The organism is Chitinophaga dinghuensis (genome assembly GCF_003259435.1).
GTDB lineage: Bacteria > Bacteroidota > Bacteroidia > Chitinophagales > Chitinophagaceae > Chitinophaga > Chitinophaga dinghuensis.
The window spans coordinates 125,890-150,304 of the sequence record NZ_QLMA01000011.1; the positions used below are offsets into that span (position 1 = coordinate 125,890).

Below are 24,415 nucleotides of genomic sequence, written 5' to 3' on the forward strand. Positions count from 1 at the left end.
ACCCAATTACACAACCAGCGGCAATTTGAGGCATTTTTTCAACAAATAACATTTTTTTGGCAGATTTTTCTTTGACTTTTTTCATTTACCTACCTATTAGATGCAAATCAATGCACATTTCCATAATATCTTGTAGGTTTGCGGCCAGAATTTTAATTATTTAACATGAAAATTTTAATGGTCTGTCTAGGTAACATCTGTCGCTCTCCACTTGCGGAGGGCATTATGCGTCACCTGGCGACCGAACATCATCATCGCGACTGGCTCATCGATTCCGCCGGAACCGGCAACTGGCACGTTGGGGATGCCCCCGACCGCAGATCCGTAAAAATTGCCCGAACCAATGGTATTGATATATCGCAACATAGGGGCCAACAGTTCAACAGCAGCGATTTCGACCGTTTCGATCGCATTTATGTAATGGATAGCAGCAACTACAATAACGTTATCCATCAGGCAAGACATGAAGCCGATCGCCAAAAAGTGCATTTTCTGCTGGAAAATGAACAAGAAGTACCCGATCCTTATTTTGATGATAACATGTTCGCTCCCGTATATACTTTAATATACAAAGCATGCGAACGAATAGTTAAAAACGAACAGTAACCTTAAATTTTTATAATGATTAAGCCCAGCATTCCCAAAGGTACCCGCGACTTCGGACCGGTGATCGTAAGAAAGCGTAATTATATTTTTCAGACCATCCGTGAAGTGTTCGAGCTCTATGGATTCCAACCACTGGAAACCCCTGCCATGGAAAACCTGTCTACCCTGACAGGTAAATACGGCGAAGAAGGCGATAAACTGATGTTTAAAGTGCTGAATAACGGAGAGATTTTCGCAGAGGCAGAAAAAGCAACGAACAATAAAGAACTCGTAAGCGCGCTTAGTGAAAAAGCCCTTCGTTATGACCTGACTATACCTTTCGCAAGATTCGTAGTCATGAACCAGAATGATCTGGCCATGCCTTTTAAAAGGTATCAGATGCAGCCAGTATGGAGAGCCGACAGACCTCAAAAAGGCCGCTACCGCGAGTTCTATCAGTGCGATGCGGACGTGGTAGGAAGCAACTCCCTGCTGAACGAAGTAGAACTCCTCCTGATTTATGATACTGTGTTCTCCCGTCTTGGCCTCCAGGGCGTTGAACTGCGCGTGAACAACCGCAAAATCCTCTACGGACTCGCAGAAGTAATTGGTAAAACGGATCTCCTTACAGATATCACTATTTCCATCGATAAACTGGATAAAATAGGCGCTGAAGGCGTACGTAAAGAACTCAGTGAAAGAGGCCTCAGCACAGAGGATATCAACACTATCGAACAATTCCTTGCTATTGACGGTTCCAGCGAAGAGAAACTGGAAAAACTCCGCAATCTGCTGAAAGACAGTCCCACCGCCCAGAAAGGAATCGAAGAACTGGCTTTTGTACTGAATTCAGGTTATACCAGCTACAATAGCATTCCGGTAGTGGATGTTACCCTCGCCCGTGGCCTGAACTACTATACCGGCATGATCGTGGAAGTAAAAGCGCCTGCTACCGTGAAGATGGGTAGCATTGGTGGTGGTGGCCGTTATGACGACCTTACCGGTCTATTCGGCCTGCCTGGTATTTCCGGCGTAGGTATTTCTTTTGGTGTGGATCGTATTTATGATGTACTGGAAGAACTGAAACTCTTCCCTGAAACAGCGCAACAGTCTACCCGCGTACTCTTCCTGAACCTCGGTGAAGCCAATGCCCGCGCCGCTTTCGGACATGTACAAGCCTTGCGCAATAAAGGTATTGCAGCAGAAATTTATCACGAGTCTTCCAAAATGGATAAACAAATGAAATATGCCGATAAACGCGGTATTCCTTTTGTAGCCATTATTGGAGAGTCGGAACTGCAAGAGAACCTGGTAAGTATTAAAAACTTACAAACAGGTCAACAAGAGAAAATAGCTGCTGCTACAGTAGCGGATTTTACTTTCTAATTCCATAACAGCAACTATTTTAACATAAAAAAGACGGCCAAATGGCCGTCTTTTTTCATATCCACAATAAATGGAAATTATTTATTTACCCATGCGTTTTGCATATTCTGCTTTCGCACCTTCCAGGTATTGCACAAATGCATCCACATCTTCCTTAGGATCATAACCGCGACCAGCTGATACCAGCGCTTTACCGTCATTATCCACAGGAATATAATATGGTTGTGAGTTTCTGTTGAAATGTGCCGCTTCCAGATCCTGGTTCAACAGACCGATATTGGTCACTCTTGTACCAATAGCTTTGGAATCGAAATGCTCGTTTTCAGGCAGCTTTGTCTTTTCATCTGTGTACAGGGATGCCACCACGAAATCGTTACGCAGGATACGCATCACTTTAGGATCAGACAATACAGACTTCTCGAACTTACGGCAGTTTACGCAGGTATGACCTGTGAAATCCAGCATCAGTGGCTTATTGGCAGCCTTTGCAGCAGCCAGGGCCTCCTGATAATCGAAGAATACATTTTCCACACCTGGAATCTCAGAATGCAGAATGCCTACGAGTTTCTTAGGTTTTGGAATAGCCGCATCAGATTTGTTTCCACCGCCGCTACCAGCGCCACTTTCCAGTGAAGCACGGATATCTATCAGGGAACGGTTCAGGTTAAAGTCCTGAGAACCTTCATGCGGCAGGAATCCGCTGATACCCTTCAGTGGGGCGCCCCACATACCAGGAATCATGTACACTACAAACGTGAATGTAACGATAGCAAAGCAGAGACGCGTTACACTCAGGAATGGAACGTCGCTGTCGTGGCTGAATTTCAGCTTACCAATCAGATAGAGTCCCAGTAATGCAAAGATGGCGATCCACAGTGCCAGGAAGATTTCTCTGTCCAGCAGGTTCCAGTGATATGCCATGTCTACGTTAGAGAAGAATTTCAGCGCCAGTGCCAGTTCCACGAAACCGAGGGTCACTTTAACCGCGTTCAGCCAACCACCGGATTTACCGATTTTATTGAGCAGACTTGGGAACAGTGCGAACAAGGAGAAAGGAATAGCCAGGGCTAAAGAGAATCCAAACATCCCTACCAGCGGTCCGGTATTTCCTCCTTTAGCTGCCAGTACCAGGAGGTTACCCAGGATTGGACCAGTGCAGGAGAAAGATACGATTGCCAGGGTGAGCGCCATGAAGAATATACCCATAAAGCTTCCCATTCCGGCTTTTGAGTCAGACACGTTTGCCCATGAACTAGGCAGCGAGATCTCAAATGCACCGAGGAAGGAGAAGGCAAACAAGAGGAATATTACAAAGAATATCATGTTCGCAATACCATTGCTGGCGAGGTTATTCAATGCGCTCGCTCCAAAGATCTTAGTGATCAGGAAACCGAGGAAAGTGTAAATAACGATAATAGACAGGGAGTAGAGGAATGCATTCTTGATTCCTTGCGCTCTGGTACCACTTCTTTTGGTAAAGAAGCTCACCGTGATAGGAATCATGGAGAATACACATGGAGTGATCAGGGCAATGAAACCGCCACCGAAGCTAGCGATAAAGATCCACCAAAGAGATTTGTTGGATGCATCATCGTCTGCTACGCCGTCGTTTGCGCCTGATTGCGAACCCGCTGTGGCAGCAGTACTGGCTGTCTTGCTACCAGCTAAAGCAACAGAAAACTGTTGTTCATGTGGGTCAGCTACACCATCTTTCAGTACCATGTAATTGATAACGCCTGATAATGCAGTGTCGCCCGCAGGAGCTTTCACATTAGCCAACAGTTCTACTTCGTTTTCGAAGTATTTCACGTCGATATTATCGAACAGTGGTTCTTTTTTAGACTCCAGTTTACCATTTTCGGTGATGCCGCTGATGGTAGCTTTTGTAGCAGTGTCCAGCACCACACGGGTATTCGGAGCGTCGTCCGCCATGGTGGTGGAGTACAACTGTACACCTTTCTGAATGGTACCTTTCAGATGGAGAATATATTCAGAATCATTCTTTTTTTCAGCGGAATATTCCCACTTCACTGGATTCGGGCTCTGATCCTGTGCGTTGGCCTGTATAGTGAATAATGCAAAGACAGGGATCAGCCATGAAAGCAAATGCTTCATAAAATAGATAGGCTTTAAATAATACTTATCAAAGAAAACAACAAACGAGTTCCAGCAGGGTGGAACTCGTTTGATAAAATACTTTTATGTGTAGGTAGATACAACTTATTTACCTCCAACAGTAATGGTGAATTCTGTTTCTTTAGGAGGCAGACATTGATGATCGTCGCACACCATGAATTCAACGGAACCTTTTACTTTGGTAGCAGCTTTACCTTTTAAGGTTACTTTCTGCACAAAGTCAACTGTGTTCTCGTAGTATTTCAGTTCAGAATTGAAATTCTTATCAAAGTTTTTATGCAGCTTACCTACTTCAGTCACTTTACCAGACAGGGTAGCCAGTGGGTTTTTAGTGAATTTGAAAGTAGTAGGAACCGGACCTTCTCCAGACTCCTGTGCGTACAGATGCCAGCCAGCGTCGATGGTGGCAGTCATATGTAACTCGTAGGTGTTGTCATTAATTTTCTTCGCTGCAAACTTCCATTTTACCGGATTCTCGATCTGCGCACTAGCCAGGAACGGCAGTGCAAACAGAACCATTGCTGTTAATAACTTCTTCATACTTAGCTTTTTAATTGGTTGGTGTGGTTTGATTTTTATTAATTGTTATTGATAAGACTCTGGAATATCAGTTGTCCATCTGTATTCTTCAGCATATTGTTGGTAGCACGCTCCGGATGTGGCATCATACCAAATACATTGCGGTTTTTGTTGCAGATACCAGCGATATTGCGGAGTGCGCCATTTGGATTAGCTTCTTCAACAATGTTGCCAAACTCATCGCAGTAACGGAACAGAATCTGATTATTAGCAGTCAGCTCATTCAGGGTAGCCTCATCTGCATAATAACGTCCTTCACCATGGGCGATAGGAATCATCAAAGCGCGACCAGTAACATCCTTGGTGAGGGAAGCGGTGGTATTCTCACTTTTCAAGTATACGTTTTTGCAAACAAACTGTTGATTCTGGTTCTGCAGCAGGGCTCCAGGTAATAATCCTGCTTCACACAGAATCTGGAAACCATTACATACACCTATTACACGGCCACCTTTGTTAGCAAACTCAATCACGCTCTGCATCATAGGACTGAAACGTGCAATAGCACCGCAACGCAGGTAATCGCCATAAGAAAAACCACCTGGCAGCACGATACAATCTTCTGTAGTAAATGCGCTCAAATCCTTATCCTTGTGCCACAGCTCTATAACTTCCTGACCTAAATCATTACGTAAAGAGTCAATCATGTCATGATCACAGTTTGAACCCGGAAAGGTGACAACACCAAATTTCATCTGAAAATGTTTTGTGTTTATGTAGAAAAAAATGCTTTTTAATTCATTGTTTTCCTGTGATTCATATCAGTAAATTCACTAATGACAAATCTACAAGGAAAGGACAAAATTACTTCGCCGTTCGCAATTTTCCATTGCCGTTCATCCGGAAATATCAAATTACTGGAAATCAATATCTTATTAGCCGCTTTTAGCTAAAATATTGCATAATTATCACATATGCGAAGGTGATGAGATGCACTACGTTGGCAAAAGTATCATTAGGGATGCACCAGAAAACGTTGCCGGCAAACATGGAAACAGGCAGCACTGCCAGTACCCAATAGGCAGGAGAAAATTCCGGATTGAAGAAAGGCACCAGCATAGCAACCACCACATACACAATCAAAGTAGCCCAGATCTTTCGGCCCTGGATCAGCATCTTCTTTAATGGACGTTGCAACAGCAGCCAACCCATAATGAAGAACAAAGTACAGGCCACCATGGCGCCCCACACCTTATAGTCTGTAATAAACGGCAGGGAGAACCCAATATTCGGAATCTTTCTTAACAGCCCAATCTGGTTAGTCAGGAAGAGATAAGTACCCATCAGGTAGAGTGGGCAAATCAATCCCAGGATACCAATGATCCATTCTGCCAGCCTGAATGCGCGCATGATCAGCATACTCACGAGGAGTAAGATGCAGAGGATAATAGATGGGAAATAGAATAATCCACAGACGCCCAGTGCAAAACCGATGTTAAATACCACGTCTCTGGCGGAAGTGCGGGTATACAATGAAGTCATACTGGAGAAAACCCACAGCATGATCATATTCACTATCAGTCCGGGTGAAAATACATTCCAGCTATGCAGCAGGGATGTAAAGAGGATATAGCACATCGCCGGGAGGTACGTAGGTTTCGCAAACAGCCGGTGATGATTGATAATTTTTGTAAAGAGGAGCGACTGCACCAATATCAGGAGAATGGCCAGCGAAGTAAAAAACAGGGGACTGGTTCCCACCAGGCCGTGCAGCCATTTCACCAACAGGTTATACAACAAACCTTCCGACCCATCCGCCAGATATGTAGACGGATGCAGCAGGTAGAAAAACTTAACAACGAGTGTATAAATCAGCAGCAGCAATACCGTCAGTGGGTTGCCGGAACGAAAAAATTTTATCACAGTGCAAAGGTGTGATTAAAAGTCAATTTTAGCAAAGCAAATATAATTCCTGTAAATGCATGGTATCACTACAGTATGACCGCCGATCTGTTTACCATAGCGTGGCATCCAGGTATAGCCTTTATCCAGGTTTCTCAGTGTAGGCATCCTGTTTACTTTACCGCCTGGGTCCAGACTATTATCGACCAGTATATAACTTCTTCTGTCCAGATCATTGTAGAGGAAACGCAGTTCAGAGCCAATGTTCACCATCATGTAAGACAGGTACAGATCCGCATTGTCGTCGTACTGGCTTTTGTTGATGAAATTGTTCCATTGCATATTGCCCTCCTCATCAAAGGACATGATAATAACTTTATCGTAATGATAGCGCAATCCCTGGGAATTGTTCCAGTAGCCGGGATTGTAGTACCAAGGAGAATAAGGAGAATAGTAGTAAGGAGAATAGAAGCCACTGTAAGGACTTCCGTACATGTAATTCCAGCGGTTCCATGGCTGATAGCGGCTGGAAGTGGAGAAGGATTCTGCGGTCAGCAGGAATCCACCGTTTGCGGTATTGATGACCTTACGGATAAAATAATCGTTGAAAGCAGCATTGGTCCCAGATTCACCGCGGGCCGCTGATTTCAGTTCCGGTGTAAATGCCAGGAATTTCTCATAAATCGTTTTTTGATTTTTGAAATCATATTTATAGAGATATAATCCTTCTACATTTCCACGTTTCTGCTTATAGGCGAATGCGGTGATGAGCGCTGTACCTTTCTGGTTATCCAGTTTCATTTTGATCTCATCCAGCATCTGGGAATGAAACTGTAAAGGCGACACCTCAAAACTGTCGATCAATGGGTGTTTGATGATCATGTTGCCACTTACCACATAGTCTTTACTGTTAGTACGTTCCAGCCTGTTGAAGATGAAATCCCCATCATTGGTGAGGTTAAAGTTGTTCAGGAAGAACTTCTTGGACTGCATAGGCAGGCTCACCTTGGAATTATTTACCAGGTGCATGGCGCTATCGTACAGGAAAGTATAGAAAAGGTTGTTTTCTTCCTTATCCTGGTTGATCTTATAGATCATGATACGGTTCTTATCTTCAGAAACTTCCGTGGAATACACTTTATTATCCTTGGAATAGTAGCCGATACGGGTAGAATCGATCAGCAGCGGTTCTGAATAGAACTTTGCATCCGGGCTCATAGTGGCGCAGAAGCTATATACCGCATCTTTATATTGATACTGGTAGATCATGAGAACTTTGTTGGAATAAGCCACAAAGTCCATACTGATTACTTTTTTCGGGAGGAAGTCCAGCGCTACCCTTTCTTTCAGCTCCATGGAATTATCATAGACAGACATTGCATAGGAACCGCGGTCAGATTTATAGACCAGGATGTTCCCTCCTACTTTACCTATAATCTCGAATTCGGTGTTTTTAAAGTCATCCTTTTCCGGTTGGGTATAGGTTATTTTCTGGGCCATCACAGCGGATCCGGCCAGCAGCATTATGAGCAACAAATGAATGCGGTATAGTCTATGCATGCTTCAGATATATTTCAAAAAGTTGTGGTAATGTGTTGCAGGAGCGTACTGCATACATGATTTTCAAACTTACATTAAAATTTAGAATATTAGTCAGCAATTTCCGTGCACAATTCCGTACGGGTTTCCCCGTTACATTAATACCAAAAGCCTGAATTTATTGTGTATTTTTAGGAAAATATTTTTAAACAGCATTTTTCAATGGAAACCGTTTTAATTACCGGTGGCACCGGCCTGGTAGGCACCGCATTAACGGCCCTTTTGCTGGAGAGAGGGTACAAGGTGATTGTACTGACACGTACACCGGAACGAGGCTCCAACCCGCAGGTAACATATGCCCGCTGGGATATTCTTCATCAAACCATAGATCCTGCTGCCTTACAGCAGGCAGATTATATTATTCACCTGGCAGGTGCATCTGTTTCGGATAAACGCTGGACAAGTGCCCGCAAGCGGGAGATTGTTGATAGTCGTACCCAAAGCAGCGAACTGCTGGTCAAGGCCTTGTTGTCTACCCCTAATAAGGTTAAGAAGGTAATCAGCGCTTCGGCAACTGGTTTTTACGGGCCTTACACGGATCATGCTTTTACGGAATCTGATCCGGCGGCTCCTGATTATCTGGGTAGTACAACGGCGCTCTGGGAGAAAAGCATTAGTGAAGTCAGGTCTTTAGAGAAGCCACTGGTTATTTTTCGTATAGGCATTGTATTAAGCCGGGATGGCGGTGCGTTGAAGGAGTTTTACAAGCCTTTACGTTTCGGATTTGCGATGGCCATGGGGAATGGGGATCAGTATGTGAGCTGGATTCATATTCAGGATCTGGTACGGCTCTTTTTCAATGCTATTGTTAATAATAAGCTGGACGGCACCTATAATGCCGTAGCGCCGAATCCTGTTACCAATAAGGAACTGGTCCAGAGTATGGCCAGGGCTGCCAAAGGCAGGAGTTATATGTTGGCCTATATGCCAACTCCCCTCGTGAAAATGGTCCTCGGGGAGTTCAGTATAGAGGTATTGAAAAGTGTACGCGTGTCTTCCGAAAAAATTCAGCAAACGGGCTTTCAGTTTTCTTATCCGAATATTGATAAGGCTATGGAACAGTTGTTTCCGAAGCGCTAAGTACCTTACGGAGTGCAGCGGCTTTCAGCAGGCATTCTTCCCATTCCTTTTCGGGATCGCTGTAAAAGGTAATGGCGGACCCGGTCTGGAAGGAAAGATATTTCGTGGCTGCATTGTACAGAATACTCCGGATGACCACATTAAAATCAAAATCACCTTGAGGGGTGATATATCCTACTGCCCCGGAATACAATCCTCTTCTGCTTTTTTCGTGTGATTCAATCAGTTCCATTACCCTGATTTTAGGGGCGCCCGTCATAGAACCCATCGGGAAAGCTTCTTTCAGCACCGCAGTGAAAGGCAGCTCTGGCCGTATTTCTGCGGTCACTGTAGAAATCATGTGATGTACCTGGGCGAAAGAATAAATGCCAAATAATTCGGTCACTTTTACAGAACCTCTGACAGCGGTATGGGAGAGATCATTTCTCACGAGATCCACTACCATTACGTTTTCGGCGCGTTCCTTGGCGTTGTTGAACAAAGCCTTTTTCAACGCTTCATCCTGCTGCGGATCTTTGTCTTTCCGACTGGTACCTTTAATGGGCTGGGAAATGACCGTATTACCCTTTTTCTGCATAAATCTTTCCGGCGAAGAGCAGACCATATAACGATCGTTCAGTCGGTAATAGGCAGCAAAAGGGGCTGGCGACAACTGGCTGAGGCGATGATATAACGCTGGCGGATATACGTCTGCACCTTCGATAAAGCTCTCTCTGCAAAAGTTTACTTCATAGCAATCGCCGCGCAGGATGTGATCTTGCAGGGATTGAACGGCAGCGATATACGCATCATGCTGGAGGCGTGACTGTAAAGGCTGCGAGATGGCCGCAGTGTTATCTGCAATAGCAGCGGGCATTTCCAGGCATTGCTGGAAAATGTCGCGGGCATGATCTACCGTAGCATTTTCCATTCCGATATGTACCTGGTTCTTTTCCAGCATCATCATGATGCGGGGACGGAAGAAGAACATATCCGGGAATCCGGTACCATCTGGATTGGAGGAATGCAGCGTATTAACTACTTCATTTTTAAGGTCATAAGCTAGGTGTCCGAAGAGCCAGTCCTGGTGAGTGTTATGAAACCGCAGTAGCTCGTCAAAGGCGTTGCCTGCAGGCAGTTGTAGGGAATCAACGGCATCTGCTGCTAGTATTACTTCGAATTGATGATAAGACGAGGGATAGTCATTATTGTCTAATAAACAACAAATGTTGAACTGGGAGGCCCAATTCAACATTTGCTGTTTAAATATTTGGTGATCATCAACCGGGAAGATGTGAAATATCCTGATAATAATCGATTTAATGCTTAAAAATCGTCGTCATCGTCGTCGAAGCGATCGTTGAACAGATCCATGTCTTTGAATTCGTCATCGAATCCTAAATCATCGTCATCCTCCTTTTTGGTGCTAGGACGGCCACGTTTTCCTTTAGATTTAGGAATATCAAACTCTTCGAAGTCAGGATCATAGTCCTCTTCTTCTCCTTTTTCCCAAGCGTCAGCGTCAGCATCATCTGCGTCATCGAAATCATCGTCATCGTCGTCGTCATCATCGTCTGACTTACGCTTGGATTTAGAAGTAGATTTATCTGATTTTTTTGAAGAAGATTTGGAAGTAGTTTCCTCTTCATCCTCTTCATCCTCATCATCTTCATCCACCTCTTTCTTAGGCTTTGCCGCAGCTTTAGGAGCGTCTTTTGCAGTCTTAGGAGAAGTAGTTTTTTTAGTCTCTTTCTCTTTATCAGATTTTGATTTCATAATAGGTTCACTTATTTCTTTGCCGTAAAGTTTTAATAGTTTTTTTTATTCGCCAAATTTTTTTTGCCGTTTTTTTTTCGTAATTTTTTGCACCTAGTGTTCCAGGATCTGGTCGCGTCCTGGCCCGTTGGAAACGTATTTCACGGGAACGCCGAGATATTTCTCTACGGAAGATACAAATGATTTCATTTCATTTGGTAACTCATTGAATTGCTTACAAGTAGCAGTTTTTTCTGTCCAACCTGGGAAGGTTTCATACACAGGAGTGATGTCCAGGCCGGTCATTTGGAAAGGTAATTGTTTGGTTTGTTGGCCGTCAATTTCATAGGCGGTGCAAGCCAGGACCTCATCAAACTCATCAAGTACATCAGATTTGGTCATTACCAGTTGGGTTACGCCACTCAGCATGCAGGTATAGTTCAGTGCAACGAGGTCAATCCAGCCACAACGGCGTGGGCGACCGGTAACGGCGCCGAATTCATGACCGGCAGCGCGGAGTTGTTCACCGGTGGCATCGTGGAGTTCAGTAGGGAAAGGACCACTACCAACGCGGGTGCAATAAGCTTTAGTAACGCCGATTACTTCCTTAATCCATTGAGGTGCAATACCCAAACCATTGCAGACACCTGCAGAAATGGTGTTGGAGGAAGTTACGAAAGGATAAGTACCGAAGTCCACATCCAGCATGCTACCTTGAGCGCCTTCTGCCAGGACTTTCTTACCTGCTTTCAGTTTTTCATTAATGAAATATTCTCCTGCAACCACGTTCATGGTTTTCAGGAACTTTACAGCTTCAAAGAACTCAGCTTCCCATGCAGCAATATCAGCGCTGAATTCGCTAATATCAAAATGAGACAGTAATTCCAGGTGTTTTTGTTTCAGTTTAGCATAGCGCTGCTCGAATTCGGATGACAGTACGTCACCTACGCGCAGACCGTTTCTGCCGGTTTTATCCATATAAGCCGGTCCGATACCTTTCAGGGTAGAACCGATTTTATCGTTTCCTTTTGAAATCTCAGAAGCCTTATCCAGCGCTCTGTGAGTAGGAACGATGATATGGGTTTTTTCTGCTATGAAAAGATTTTTTGTCAGGTCGATGCCCAGTGCGGAGATATCTTCACTTTCTTTCTGGAAAGCTACTGGATCCAGCACCACACCATTGCCGATAAAGTTAACAGTGTTTTCGTGGAATACACCGGATGGAATAGTGCGAAGTACTACTTTCTGTCCATTCACATACAATGTGTGTCCTGCGTTCGGACCGCCCTGGAAGCGGGCAATCACGTCGTATTTACCGGCAAAATAGTCCACAATTTTACCTTTACCTTCGTCGCCCCATTGCAGGCCTAACAAAACGTCTACCATAATGATTTAATTATTTATCGGAGGTTGCATTTAAAGAAGTCGCAAAATTAAAGCGAATTATAACAATTACAAATTTCTATCGCAAACAAAGGGAAATGGGGAACCCCGCCGAAGGCGGATGTAAAGCCATCATTCACCGTATACCAGTGGGATCAGCCACCAGTATACGGTTGAAAAAATGGTTATTCAATGTGGTAAAAAATTGTTGCTTTGCAACAGACATCATGACTCTTCCAGTCGCTGTACAGACTGGATTCCATCCAGCTTTCTGAGCCTTTCTACCAGCTCGTCCAGCTCTTCCTTGTCGTGCACATATACTTTGATCAGACCTTCAAACAGGCCTTCTTTAGACTCAATACTCAGGGCAGAAATATTCACTTTCAGCTCACCGGAGATCACATTTGTAATTTTGTGAATAACTCCTACATCATCCATACCAATGATGCGTAAACCTGTCAGGAAGGAGATTTCGCGGTTCTTCACCCACTTGGTTTTCACTACGCGATGACCATAATTTGCCAGTAATTGCGCGGCATTCGGGCAATTGGTACGGTGAATTTTCAGTCCTTCACTGGCAGTGATAAAACCAAATACGTCGTCTCCGGGAATAGGGCGACAGCAATTAGCCAGTTTGTAGGCAATGCGGTCGGAGCTTTCTCCGAATATGATCAGTTCTGCATCTTTCTTGGATGGGATCTGGTGTCTGACCGCTTCTTCTGCCAGGTGATCTGGTTGCTTTACAGGGGCGGGTTTAGGAGGTTCCAGCTTATCGCCTAAAAGAGAGAATTCCTTCAGTTCTTTCAGATCAATATTTTTCACTGCAATCTGATAATACAGATCCAGTGGGGAAGATTGCTTGTAGAATTGTACCAGTTCATTGATGTTATGCTGACTGGGGTTAATCTTCATGTGGTCCAGCTTACGTTCCAGCGCAGCTTTTCCATCCATGGCAATCTTACGTTTTTCCTCTTTCAGGGCATCTTTGATCTTGGATTTGGCTTTCGCTGTCAACACGAAGTTCAGCCAGTCTTCCGAAGGTTTCTGCTTATTAGAGGTAATAATTTCCACCTGGTCTCCACTGCGCAGTTTATGGCTGAGTGGTACCAGTTTATAATTTACTTTGGCGCCTATACATTTGTTTCCCACCGCAGAGTGGATGGAATAGGCAAAGTCGAGCGCCGTAGAGTTGACCGGCAAAATTTTGAGATCGCCTTTAGGCGTGTACACATAGATTTCTTCTGTGAACAGATTGCTCTTGAAATCTGCCAGGAAGTCCAGCGTATTGGAATCCGGGTTGCTGAGGATTTCGCGGATCTGCATGAACCACTGATCAAACTTGGATTCCTGCTGAGGCGTTCCACTACCTTCTTTATAGCGCCAGTGAGCGGCCACCCCTTTTTCGGCGTAGTCGTTCATGCGTTTGGAGCGTATCTGCACTTCCACCCATTTACCTTGCGGGCCCATTACAGTAACGTGCAGGGCTTCGTATCCATTGGATTTAGGATTACTCAGCCAGTCGCGCGTACGTTCAGGGCTGGGATGGTAAAAATCGGTAATGATGGAGTAAACTTTCCAGCAATCCGCCTTTTCTTTATCGATGGGCGAATCCAGGATAATACGGATAGCGAAAAGATCGTATACTTCTTCGAAGGCTACTCCTTTTGTTTTGATTTTATTGTGGATGGAGTGGATCGATTTCGGGCGACCGTATATTTCGAAGTTGAAACCTTCTTCCTGGAGTACTTCTTTTATAGGTTTGATGAACTCGTTGATGTAGCGGGTTCTTTCGCGTTTTGTTTCCTTAAGTTTCCGGGCAATGTCCTTATAGGTTTGTTGCTCGGTGTACTTCATGGAAAGGTCCTCCATTTCTGATTTGATGTTGTACAGACCAAGGCGGTGTGCCAGCGGAGCATAGATAAATACAGTTTCGGAAGCGATTTTTAGTTGCTTCTCTCTGCTCATGCTGTCCAGTGTGCGCATGTTATGCAGTCTGTCTGCCAGTTTTATCAGGATTACTCTGGGGTCATCGGCCAGGGTAAGGAGTATTTTCTTGAAGTTTTCGGCTTGTGCAGTACTGGTACTGGAGTCGATAACGGTACTGATTTTGGTCAGGCCATCTACGATATGGGCGATTTCGGTACCGAATTCACGGGAAATATCTTCGAGGGTTACTTCTGTATCTTCTACGGTATCATGTAGTAATGCGCAGATGGCGGAGCGTACGCCAAGGCCGATTTCTTCCACGCATATCTGGGCCACTGCCAGCGGATGAAGGATATAGGGTTCGCCGGATTTACGACGCATATCCCTATGGGCATCCGCTGCCATTTCAAAAGCTGTACGTACCAGCTCCCTGTCTCCCTTTTTCAGACGCGGTTTGAGCGCCCTCAGCAGGGCACGGTAATGCCGTACGATTAACTTTTTTTCCTGCTCTTCGTCTAAATTGTATTGTTGAACTACCACTGTTTCCATTGCCTTAAAGTTACGATTAAATCTAATCTGAAAGAAACACGGCTTGGGAAAACAATAATAGTGAAGACTTTATAACCTCAGGGGGTTCTCCAGCGGCACTGCTATTCGTTCTATCACCTTTCCTTCCGGCACTTTCAGGCGCAGACCCGCATTATGGTAGGTTTCCAGCTCGAAACCGTCCAGATATTCCCGGATTTGCTTTCTGACTTTGGTAACATACACATCCATGCTGCGACTATTCTGCAAATCGTCTTTGCCCCAGACCCTGATCAGTAGCTCATCCCGGCGGATAATAACATTGGGGCGGCTGAAGAAATAGCGTATTACTTTGGCTTCCAGGGGGGATAATTTCCCCACCGGCATTTTAGTTCTGTTATCGAATATTTTGAGCTTACGGTAATGGAAAGTATAATCGTCTATGGAATGCCCCAGGAGCAGGTCAGAACGGATAGGCCGGGAATATTTCAAAAACACCAGTATCCTTTTCATTAATTCAGTGATGTTAAAGGGCTTCGTGAGGTAAGTATCTCCGCCTATTTCAAAGGAAGTGATGCGGTCGTCCACTCCTGTACGTTCTGCTGAAAAAAAGATAATACAGACCAGGGTACTCTTGCTCCGTATTTGCCGGGCCAGCTCAAAGCCATTCATTCCAGGTAATACGATGTCCAGGAGACAAACATCAAATCTTGTTTTCTGGAACATTTTCCAGGCCTGCGAGCCGTTGGAGCAATACTCCACCCGAAAACCTACTTCTTCCAGACGACGTTTGACAAGACCGCCAAAAATACGGTCGTCTTCCACCAACAAAATACGAGGGTTCTTATTCATGATTTAATGCGGGGGTCTTATTCACATTACTAATCCTTGCAAATACCAATTCCTTCGCTTGATATGGTTATTCCTAAAAAATCTCCGCCGATGCAATTTTTATAAAATTCCTGTCAGTTGCGGTTAATCAATCGTTAATCTGAATAATAAATTAACTTAAAATGGTATCAAATTAACACTTTCATTATCAGTGGGCTATCGTAACGTTCAGCGGGGCTTTATTATATCTACGTAAAAACACAAAAAAAAGACTGACAGGGAACCCTGCCAGTCTTTTATATTTATTAACACTAACTCACATTATTTCACACTTTATCCACACTCGAAATACGGATTGCCAGCGCATGCTTTAAACCTTTATTCTGAGCGGAAGCAGGTATGTTAATAACGGTACTTCCATCTTTGGTTTTCCACACCAACTTACCAGCAGCACCGAGGATTTCCACACGTGCATTCTTAGTCGGAGTCAACCCTTTGAAGGAGATCGTAGCTGGCAGTTTTTCCTGCTCATCCAGCAGATAAATAGCATATACGCTACCGTCTTTCTTCCTGGTGAAGCATACTTTACCATCTTTGTAAGGAGCCACTGCACGGGTACCGTAAATAGCCTCTCCGTTCAGGTGCATCCACTCTCCGATGCCTTTCATGGTAGTATAAGCGGCATCATGCAGTTCGCCATCAGGACCTGGGCCCACATTCAGCAGGTAGTTACCGCCTTTGGCTACGATATCCACCAGGTTGTGGATAATCACATTTACCGACTTATACTTATCATCTGGTACATAAGACCAGGAGTTTGCCATCGTCATGCAGGTTTCCCAAGGATAGCTCAGTGGCTTATCAGGGATTTGCTGCTCAGGGGTACGATAGTTTTCATACTGACCATGAACACTGCGATCTACCACAATCAGTCCAGGCTGGTGTGAGCGAGCCATAGAAGCAATTTTAGGCATATCGATGTCCTGATCCTGCGGGAGCGTTTTGCTCCATGACAGAGACTCTTTGGTCTGATGCGTCAGCGGACGTACCCAACCTCCGTCCAGCCAGAGAATATCCAGTTTACCGTAATCCTTCATCAGTTCTTCAATCTGATTGTAGGTATACTCTTTAAACTTATTCCATCTGTCCGGATATGTTTTCAGATCGTAGTTAACGTTTCTGTCTTTCGGTGGGAAGTAGCTCCACCAGTAGTATTCGGTATGCCAGTCAGGCTTAGAGAAATAAGCGCCGGCATGAATACCTGCTTTGCGGAAAGCTTCAAATACTTCTTTGGCAATATTGGCACGTGGATTTTTGCTGAAAGCCACATCTGGTGCAGTTACGCGATAATCTGTTTGTTTGGTATCAAACATACAGTAGCCATCATGGTGCTTAGTGGTAAAAACGAGGTATTTCATACCCGCGTCTGCGGCAGCTTTTGCCCAATGTTCCGGGTTAAATTTCACTGGATTAAATGTTTTACCCAGTGCTTCATATTTTTTCAGGTAGTCATAATAAGGAATACCAGCAGGTTTGCGCTGAGTCCAGCCTTCATCTTCCGGACAAATACTCCAGGACTCCACTACACCCCATTGGGAATAAGGTCCCCAGTGAATCAGCATACCGAATTTCCAGTCCTGCCACTCATCCAGTTTCTGTTGTACCGCCTTATCAGGCTCTGGAACATAAGGCAACTCTTCGTGCTGGGCCTGGGCGGTGAGTCCTGCCAAAGCCAGTCCGGCTGCCATTAATAGTTTACGCATAGTCAGTGATTATATGAATCTATCAAAGTAGTTTTTCTCAAATGCTGTTGTATCTCCGCTGCACTGCGTGCGGTATGCAGGGTGATGGTTCTTTCTTCGCCTGGTAGCAGGTCAAAAAAGTTATCGCTGAAATGTTCATCTGTTGCATCGTCCAGGGAGATGTAAATGTTCCTGGCCAATTGCGTTGTTTTTACTAGCACCTTTACCTCGCCTGCTGCTCCCGGTTGGCAACGGATAGTCAGTTGCGGGTCTGTTAAATTGATTTCTTTCGCAATTGCAAAGTAATACAGATTAGGATTCAGAACGTTATCGTTAATTACCAATTGCGTATAGAATATTACCTCATTTCGCTGTTTTCCTTTCAGGATTTCATTTACAGGCACACTATTTACCTGTATGCTACGGTCGTCCTGCAATGCATGCTTATTGCTATTTTTCTCCCAGATCACATTTCCCTGTAAGTCTACCGCCTTCATTTTTATAACGGCAGTACCACGTTGAAATGCGTCTGTAATGAGATACGTGTTCAACTGACCATTCTCTTCCACCGTAGAAGTGATGACAGGTTCAAAAGCGCGCTTGGCGTAGTATTGCAGGGCTTTCCATCTGCCATAATAATCGCGGCCAGACCAGGAAGGTCCCGGCCAGCAATCGTTTAGCTGCCAGTACAAGGTACCCATACAATAAGGCATATTCCTGCGATGCGCTTCTATAGCCACTTTCATCCCTTCTGCCTGTAATACCTGGCTGAGATACACAAAAGCAGGGAAATCCACCGGTGAACGGTAATAGTGATCCATGTAAATTTTGATCGCGGTATTTCCTTTTGCAGGACTCTTCTGATGTGATTGCATCACATTGGAGAAGATATCGTAATCGGCCTTCGTAGCGAAGCTGTCGATTGTTTCCATAGCGGGGAACGACTGAAAGCCGTATTCACTCATAAAACGGGGAATATGCGTATTGAAGGCTTCAAACCATTCCATACCGTGCCAGATGCCCCAGTAGTGATTATCTCCTTTGGTGAAATCTTCTTTCTTTCCCCAGTTGCTGATGGGAGACGAGTGGAAATAGAATCTTCCCGGATCATTCTCCTGTACCATTTTTGGCAGCACTTCTTTAAACAGCTTGTTGTACCCTTCTATCATGTGGTCATACTGACTATTCGTATAGGCATAACCGTTTTGCCAGCCCCAGTTTTTAATAGCAACAGCGACTTCGTTATTTCCACACCAAAGTGCTAAAGCAGCGTGGTGTTTCAGTCGGTTGATATTGGAGGCCGCTTCTTTTGCAGCATTTTCCAGGAATGCCTGATCCCATGGATATAACGTACACGCATACATGAAATCTTGCCACACCAATATTCCTGTAGCATCGGCCAGGTCATAGAACTGGTCGTCTTCATAAATTCCTCCTCCCCACACACGCACCATATTGAAATGGCTTTCCTGCATATCGTTAAACAGTTGCGCATATTTCTCTTTTGTAACACGAGGCAGGAAATTATCCTGGGGGATGTAGTTGGCGCCTTTCATGAAAACCGGGCGGCCATTGACTTTCACGTAGAAACTTTCTCCCAGGCTATCTGGTTTGTTGATTACTTCGATGGTGCGAAGACCCACATTTTTCTCTGTAAAAGCAACGTCTTGCTGGTCATTAAACAGCTTTACCTTTATTTGATACAGGTTTTGTGCCCCCATGCCATTAGGCCACCAGAGCTGCGGCTGCTTAATGGTCAGCGGTACATTTATTTCATTGATACCTTTTTTTAGTATAGCCGGTACCGTTATACCTACCACATTTTTCCGATTTAACACCGCAGTTACATTTAGCTTGTAACTACCTGCCACAGCAGCTTCTACAGTGATGGTATTTTTCACAACTGCTACGCCAGGTTTAATATCCTGCTGGAATGCGATATCGCGGATGGTTGCTTTATTCCAGGCATGCAAGGTTACCGGACGCCAGATGCCACTTGTTACCAGTCTTGGTCCCCAATCCCAGCCATAATGATAGGGCGCTTTGCGGGCATAAACACTGAGTGGAATATCGCTCACATCATTGCCTGCCGGATAGATCAGGCTATCCTTTAAGAACAGCGGCATGTCGTGTTTGATCGGGCTTTCCAGGGTTATCTGTAATTGATTTTTACCAGGGTGTAGATACTTTTTGACATCCGCTTTCCAGGGGATGAACATATTATTGGTTGTGAGTATCAATTGATTGTTTAGATAGACGCGTGCATACGTATCCAATCCGTTAAATTCCAGCTCCAACATATCTTTTTGGAGCATCTCTGCCGATACTTCAAAGCTGCAGCGGTATAGCCAGTCTTTCTTATCCACCCACTGCACTGCTTTTTCGTTGGCGCCTTTGAATGGATCAGGTATGAGCTGATGTGCCATCAGGTCTGTATGCACGGTACCAGGAACAGTGGCTGAACGCCAGATCTGTTCATCTGCTCTGGCAAATTCCCAGCCGCGATCCATCACTATTTGCTGTGAGTAAATCGATTTAGTAAAACATGTTAAAAAAAAGATCACCAGCAACCAGCGACCTGTCAGTTTCATTTTCATACCGAGATGTTTGGAATAGGTTCAAAAATAACAATCTCAGAGGGAATCGGAAATAATACTTTTACGATCTTTATGGTATGAAAAGCGTCTGGCAACAAATACTAAGATATTTCTATATAGGGAAGAAGGACCCTAATGCACCCAAAACGAGCTATGTGGCAATGATGCATGGGATGAACCGCATCAGTATAATGCTGTTTGTTATTGCCATTATCATCATGATTATCAGGTTGATCAGAAGGCATTAACGCGGATTTTTTTCTCGCAAAGGGCGCAAAGGAAGAAAGGACGCGGTTTTTTTTCTCGCAGAGCAGCAGGGCAGCATAAGCAGCAAAGGAATTTGATGGAGAAATGGGGATGAAATGGCGGATGTATTCTTATAGAGATTTTTATACATAAGCAGCAAAACATTATTCTCTGCTGCTTTGCTGCTTATGTTGCTTTGCGAGCTAAAACTTCTTAACTGCGTGCGAAGTCATAGATTACTTCTGCCGCTCTATGGCTGGCATCTTTCTCTCCTAGCTTATGCCAAAGTGCGGCATAGTCGGCCGATAGCTCTCTCCTGCGGTTATCATCTTTCAGCAAAGCGGTCAGTTCTTTCAGCAGGTTAGCTTCAGTCAGATCATGCTGGATGAGTTCTTTCACTACCAGTTTATCCATTACCAGGTTGACCAGGGAGATATATTTTACTTTAATCAGGTTTTTTGCAAGAATATAGGAAACCGGATTCCCTTTATAGCAAACGATTTCAGGTACGCCAAATAACGCCGTTTCCAGGGTAGCGGTACCGGAGGTCACCAATGCAGCCGTCGCCTGACGTAAGAGGTCATAGGTTTTTCCTTTGACCATGGATACATTGGGATGTTCGCCAGTGAGACTTTTCAGGAAATCATCGTCCAGACTTGGCGCTTGTGCCACGATGAACTGATATTCCGGAAAATGCTTTGCCATAGTCAGCATGATAGGCAGCTTCACGCTTACTTCCTGTTTGCGGCTACCAGGCAGCACTGCGATGATAGGTTTATTCGCCAGCGGAAGATCGGCAGGTTTGGATTTTTCGGCCTTTATAACCTCTACCAACGGATGCCCCACATATTCTACCTCGTAATTCCATTTATGGTAAAATTCCTGCTCAAAAGGCAGAATACAGAGCATTTTATCTACCGTACGTTTGATTTTCTTTACGCGGTTTTCTTTCCAGGCCCATACCTGCGGAGAAATATAGTAAACTACTTTGTAACCCTGGGTTTTCGCCCATTCGGCGATGCGCATGTTGAAACCCGGATAATCTACCAGGATCAGTACATCCGGCTTAAAAGCCTCAATATCTTTCTTACAGGTATCGATATTACGGAGAATGGTACGGAGGTTCATCAATACTTCCACAAAACCCATAAAAGCCAGCTCCTTGTAATGTTTCACAATAGTGGCGCCGGCAGCTTCCATCATATCGCCTCCCCAGCCACGAATGTCCGCAGTGGTATCCTGTTTCTTCAATTGCTTAATCAGGTTGCTACCGTGTAAATCCCCAGAAGCCTCTCCCGCAATAATGTAATATTTCAATCTGGTGTCTGTTAAAAATTATCTGATCAGTTTCATCAGCAATATGGCAATCGCATACAGCATGGTTACCAGGAAAATGCCTTTAGCAGTGACATCTTTCCTGACGCGGGTGTAAAGATAAAACACTAGTCCATTTAACAGCAGACATATACTGGTTAATTTGGGTATCAGGTGATAGTTACCTTTCAGTTCCCCCAGGAATTGGAAAAAGTCGATATGCGACGGACGCACTGCAAACAGATAGTACAGAAAAAATGCGAAGACAGGCGTAAACAGTCCCAGCAAGATCCCTAAAGGTAAATTGTCTTTCTTAAGCATAGCATATTTATAATGGCGATAAAATGAATTCCAGTCTGTTTGCTACAAATCCTTCCACTTTTCTTCCAGTTCTTTCTTCAGCTTATAGTTGGTCAGATCAAACTGCACCGGCACCAGTGAAGCATAATTATTTTCGAGCGCCCATACGTCTGTATCTTCGCCTACATCACGGTTTTTGAACTCGCCGGTTAACCAGTAGTACTTTTTGCCGTGAGGATCTCTGCGCTCATCAAATTCTTCTACCCATTTGGCATCTGCCTGTCTGCATATTTTCAGCCCTTTAAAGTCTTTCTCCTCTACAATTGGGATATTGACATTGAAAAGGGTCCCTGCCGGCAGGTTATTTTGCAGCATGCGTTCAGTTACTTCCCGCGCCACCTTTGCCGGCAGGGAGAAATCTGCTTTATAATCATATTCCAGGAAGGAAAAGCCGGCAGATGGAATACCTTCAATAGCAGCTTCCATAGCGGCAGACATTGTTCCGGAATAAATGACGTTAATGGAATGATTGGCGCCGTGATTGATACCGCTTACGCAGATATCCGGTTTTCGGCCCAGGATTTTGTCTCTCGCCAGCTTCACACAATCAACAGGCGTACCGGAACATTGCCATGCTTCTATCCCTTCAAAGATTTCCACCTGGTTTAAACGCAGGGGGACTCCGATGGTGATAGCGTGTCCCATGCCCGATTGCGGACTGTCTGGCGCCACAACTACCACTCTCCCCAGCGGACGTACCGCTTCAATCAATGCACGGATTCCCGGAGAAGTGATACCATCATCGTTGGTTACCAGTATGAGTTTTTCCTGTTCTGCCATAATTCACATTTTTACATTCTTCACAAATTTAAGCGCTATCTGATACATTTTGCTTTAAAAGAATGTAAAATATATTGGCTTATTTATAGATCTGTGCGGGTTACTTTCCTGAAAACCAACCAGATACCTAAAGTGATATACACCACCATGGCGATTAAATACACATAAGTATCGTAGGTAGTAGTCCCTCCAGGCATGCTCTGGGCGAGCATTTTAGTGCCAGGGAACGGTAATAACTCATCTCCGGCCTGTAAGGGCAGTAAGCCTCCGATCGCACCCACACTCCGCTTCAGAATGGTCACCAGCGTCTGTTCTATCATCATGTTGTAAGCGAAATAGATGACAATACTCAAACCTGGTCTGCTTACAAAAACAGCGATCAGCAATGCGATGATCAGTTGTACCACCACTTGGAGGAAATAATAAAAAACAAAATTGAAACCCTCAAAGGTGAAAGATTTGGAGCCATATGCCATCCCCAGCAGCGCTCCCACAATGGCAACAACTACCAGCGACAAAACGGCCAGTTTCATCACCCAGAAAAGTTTCGCGAACACAAAATCTTTCCGTTCCCACCCATCAATGATATTCTGACGATTTGTACGGAAATTATATTCGTTCGTGACTATTACGATGAGCAGTATGCCATATAGACCAGAAACAAAACTGGACACACAGGCTACTGTCTGCCATACATCCGGGAAACTAAAAGGCCCCCCAAGTAAAAACTGGGCTTGTTTCAAATCTTTGCTACTGAAGATCTCAGCAACGGTGTAATTCCCGGCAATGGGTATGATAACAGACAGGATCAGGATCACCCAGAAGGTACGGTAGTATTTTAATTTGAGCCATTCGGCAAGGATGATTTGTTTCATGAGGCAGCGGTATGGGTGATTTCCAGGAATGCGGTTTCGAGCGATTTTTTGCGCAGTTGCAGATGTTTGAGCCATATACCATGGTTCGCGCACCAGCCGTTAATAGCGGCAGGATCAGGATTGGCAGTAAAGGACGCTATTACTTTGCCATTGGCGATAGTAGCGCTACTACAACCCGGATATTGCAACATCAGTCGCACCAGCTCTTCGTTATTACCAGCTGCCAGCTCTACGAAATCCGTGCGCTGTATCACTTCATTCACAGGTCCGGATAACAGGAGATTTCCTTTTTGCAGAATAGCTACGTGTGTACATACTTTCTCCACTTCATCCAACAGATGGCTGGCGAGAATGATTGTTTTCCCTGCTTTTGCCATATCATGGATCAGTGCGCGTACCTCCGCTATCCCGGCGGGGTCCAGGCCGTTGGTAGGCTCATCGAGGATGAGTACATCCGGATCGCCCAGCAGCGCCGCCGCAATAGCCAGGCGTTGCTTCATACCGAGGGAATAGGTCTTGAACGCATTATCTCTGCGGTCATAAAGTCCGCAAATCCGGAGTACGCGTTCAATATCATCTTTCCCACGCTGTTTGATAGAAGCACTGATTTCCAGATTCTTCCAGGCGCTGAGATAATGATAAAAGTTAGGGGTTTCCAGCAGGGTGCCGATTTTGCGCCTTTCTGCTGCTGTAGCCGTTTTACCGAACAGTTGGAAACTGCCTTTATCGGCTTTGAGGACATCTGTAACGATGCCTAGCAGGGTTGTTTTGCCGCTGCCATTAGGGCCTAAAACGCCGAAGACGCTGCCGGGTGGAACATCAAATGATACACCGGACAGCGCCTGGATGGCACCATACCTTTTGGAGATGCCTTGTAAGGATAATATAGACATAGGTT

The 24,415-nt window shown here is 44.8% G+C and carries 21 protein-coding genes; 4 read left to right on the forward strand and 17 right to left on the reverse strand.

Annotated features, from left to right (window positions below; genetic code table 11):
- Positions 1-165: 165 nt before the first annotated feature.
- The gene (locus CLV59_RS27005) at positions 166-606 is read left to right on the forward strand and encodes a low molecular weight protein-tyrosine-phosphatase (RefSeq protein ID WP_111595221.1); all 441 of its coding nucleotides are present in this window, start codon (positions 166-168) and stop codon (positions 604-606) included.
- A 15-nt stretch (positions 607-621) separates the two neighbouring features.
- Positions 622-1,971: a histidine--tRNA ligase gene (gene hisS / locus CLV59_RS27010; protein ID WP_211324036.1), complete on the forward strand. Its 1,350-nt coding sequence runs from the start codon at positions 622-624 to the stop codon at positions 1,969-1,971.
- Positions 1,972-2,052: 81 nt separating this feature from the next.
- Here hisS and CLV59_RS27015 read toward each other — a convergent pair whose 3' ends face one another.
- From CLV59_RS27015 to CLV59_RS27035, 5 genes are all read right to left on the reverse strand, one after another.
- Entirely contained in the window at positions 2,053-4,086 is a 2,034-nt protein-coding gene (locus CLV59_RS27015) for a protein-disulfide reductase DsbD family protein (RefSeq protein ID WP_111595223.1), read from the reverse strand.
- Between the two features lie 105 nt (positions 4,087-4,191).
- Complete coding sequence (locus CLV59_RS27020) at positions 4,192-4,647, reverse strand: protein-disulfide reductase DsbD domain-containing protein (protein ID WP_111595224.1); 456 nt, start codon at positions 4,645-4,647, stop codon at positions 4,192-4,194.
- 38 nt (positions 4,648-4,685) lie between these two features.
- The gene (gene purQ / locus CLV59_RS27025) at positions 4,686-5,378 is read right to left on the reverse strand and encodes a phosphoribosylformylglycinamidine synthase I (protein ID WP_111595225.1); all 693 of its coding nucleotides are present in this window, start codon (positions 5,376-5,378) and stop codon (positions 4,686-4,688) included.
- A gap of 190 nt (positions 5,379-5,568) precedes the next feature.
- Positions 5,569-6,546: a hypothetical protein gene (locus CLV59_RS27030; RefSeq protein WP_111595226.1), complete on the reverse strand. Its 978-nt coding sequence runs from the start codon at positions 6,544-6,546 to the stop codon at positions 5,569-5,571.
- A 15-nt stretch (positions 6,547-6,561) separates the two neighbouring features.
- Positions 6,562-8,085 (reverse strand): hypothetical protein, encoded by a 1,524-nt coding sequence (locus CLV59_RS27035; protein ID WP_111595227.1) that lies wholly within the window; start codon positions 8,083-8,085, stop codon positions 6,562-6,564.
- 201 nt (positions 8,086-8,286) lie between these two features.
- On the opposite strand from CLV59_RS27035, the gene CLV59_RS27040 reads away from it, so the two are divergent.
- Positions 8,287-9,204 carry a TIGR01777 family oxidoreductase gene (locus CLV59_RS27040; protein WP_111595228.1) on the forward strand — a complete coding sequence of 306 codons (918 nt, stop codon included), beginning with the start codon at positions 8,287-8,289 and terminating at the stop codon, positions 9,202-9,204.
- Here CLV59_RS27040 and CLV59_RS27045 read toward each other — a convergent pair.
- The 7 genes from CLV59_RS27045 to CLV59_RS27075 all read right to left on the reverse strand — a co-directional run bounded on the left by CLV59_RS27045 (position 9,176) and on the right by CLV59_RS27075 (position 19,942).
- Positions 9,176-10,438, reverse strand: a complete 1,263-nt coding sequence (locus tag CLV59_RS27045) for an anthranilate synthase component I family protein (RefSeq protein ID WP_111595229.1) — start codon at positions 10,436-10,438, stop codon at positions 9,176-9,178. The two genes, CLV59_RS27040 and CLV59_RS27045, sit on opposite strands and share 29 nt — an antisense overlap.
- Before the next feature lie 71 nt (positions 10,439-10,509).
- Positions 10,510-10,959: a hypothetical protein gene (locus CLV59_RS29060; RefSeq protein ID WP_170137939.1), complete on the reverse strand. Its 450-nt coding sequence runs from the start codon at positions 10,957-10,959 to the stop codon at positions 10,510-10,512.
- A gap of 93 nt (positions 10,960-11,052) precedes the next feature.
- Entirely contained in the window at positions 11,053-12,324 is a 1,272-nt protein-coding gene (locus CLV59_RS27055; protein ID WP_111595230.1) for an adenylosuccinate synthase, read from the reverse strand.
- Between the two features lie 222 nt (positions 12,325-12,546).
- Positions 12,547-14,796 (reverse strand): RelA/SpoT family protein, encoded by a 2,250-nt coding sequence (locus CLV59_RS27060; protein WP_111595231.1) that lies wholly within the window; start codon positions 14,794-14,796, stop codon positions 12,547-12,549.
- A gap of 69 nt (positions 14,797-14,865) precedes the next feature.
- The gene (locus CLV59_RS27065; protein WP_111595232.1) at positions 14,866-15,624 is read right to left on the reverse strand and encodes a response regulator transcription factor; all 759 of its coding nucleotides are present in this window, start codon (positions 15,622-15,624) and stop codon (positions 14,866-14,868) included.
- A gap of 305 nt (positions 15,625-15,929) precedes the next feature.
- Positions 15,930-17,366, reverse strand: coding sequence for an alpha-L-fucosidase (locus tag CLV59_RS27070; protein ID WP_111595233.1), 1,437 nt, complete (start codon positions 17,364-17,366; stop codon positions 15,930-15,932).
- Between the two features lie 2 nt (positions 17,367-17,368).
- Positions 17,369-19,942 (reverse strand): beta-mannosidase, encoded by a 2,574-nt coding sequence (locus CLV59_RS27075; RefSeq protein WP_245950964.1) that lies wholly within the window; start codon positions 19,940-19,942, stop codon positions 17,369-17,371.
- Between the two features lie 77 nt (positions 19,943-20,019).
- On the opposite strand from CLV59_RS27075, the gene CLV59_RS29380 reads away from it, so the two are divergent.
- The gene (locus CLV59_RS29380; RefSeq protein WP_317048652.1) at positions 20,020-20,190 is read left to right on the forward strand and encodes a DUF6728 family protein; all 171 of its coding nucleotides are present in this window, start codon (positions 20,020-20,022) and stop codon (positions 20,188-20,190) included.
- A 211-nt stretch (positions 20,191-20,401) separates the two neighbouring features.
- Here the strand turns inward: CLV59_RS29380 and lpxB are convergent, their stop codons facing one another.
- The 5 genes from lpxB to CLV59_RS27100 all read right to left on the reverse strand — a co-directional run bounded on the left by lpxB (position 20,402) and on the right by CLV59_RS27100 (position 24,410).
- Positions 20,402-21,505: a lipid-A-disaccharide synthase gene (lpxB, locus tag CLV59_RS27080; RefSeq protein ID WP_111595234.1), complete on the reverse strand. Its 1,104-nt coding sequence runs from the start codon at positions 21,503-21,505 to the stop codon at positions 20,402-20,404.
- A gap of 18 nt (positions 21,506-21,523) precedes the next feature.
- Complete coding sequence (locus CLV59_RS27085) at positions 21,524-21,823, reverse strand: hypothetical protein (protein ID WP_111595235.1); 300 nt, start codon at positions 21,821-21,823, stop codon at positions 21,524-21,526.
- Positions 21,824-21,865: 42 nt separating this feature from the next.
- Positions 21,866-22,642, reverse strand: coding sequence for a 5'/3'-nucleotidase SurE (gene surE, locus CLV59_RS27090; protein WP_111595236.1), 777 nt, complete (start codon positions 22,640-22,642; stop codon positions 21,866-21,868).
- An 83-nt stretch (positions 22,643-22,725) separates the two neighbouring features.
- The gene (locus tag CLV59_RS27095) at positions 22,726-23,517 is read right to left on the reverse strand and encodes an ABC transporter permease (RefSeq protein WP_170137940.1); all 792 of its coding nucleotides are present in this window, start codon (positions 23,515-23,517) and stop codon (positions 22,726-22,728) included.
- Positions 23,514-24,410, reverse strand: a complete 897-nt coding sequence (locus tag CLV59_RS27100) for an ABC transporter ATP-binding protein (RefSeq protein WP_111595238.1) — start codon at positions 24,408-24,410, stop codon at positions 23,514-23,516. The genes CLV59_RS27095 and CLV59_RS27100 overlap by 4 nt, the downstream gene beginning before the upstream one ends.
- Positions 24,411-24,415 lie beyond the last annotated feature (5 nt).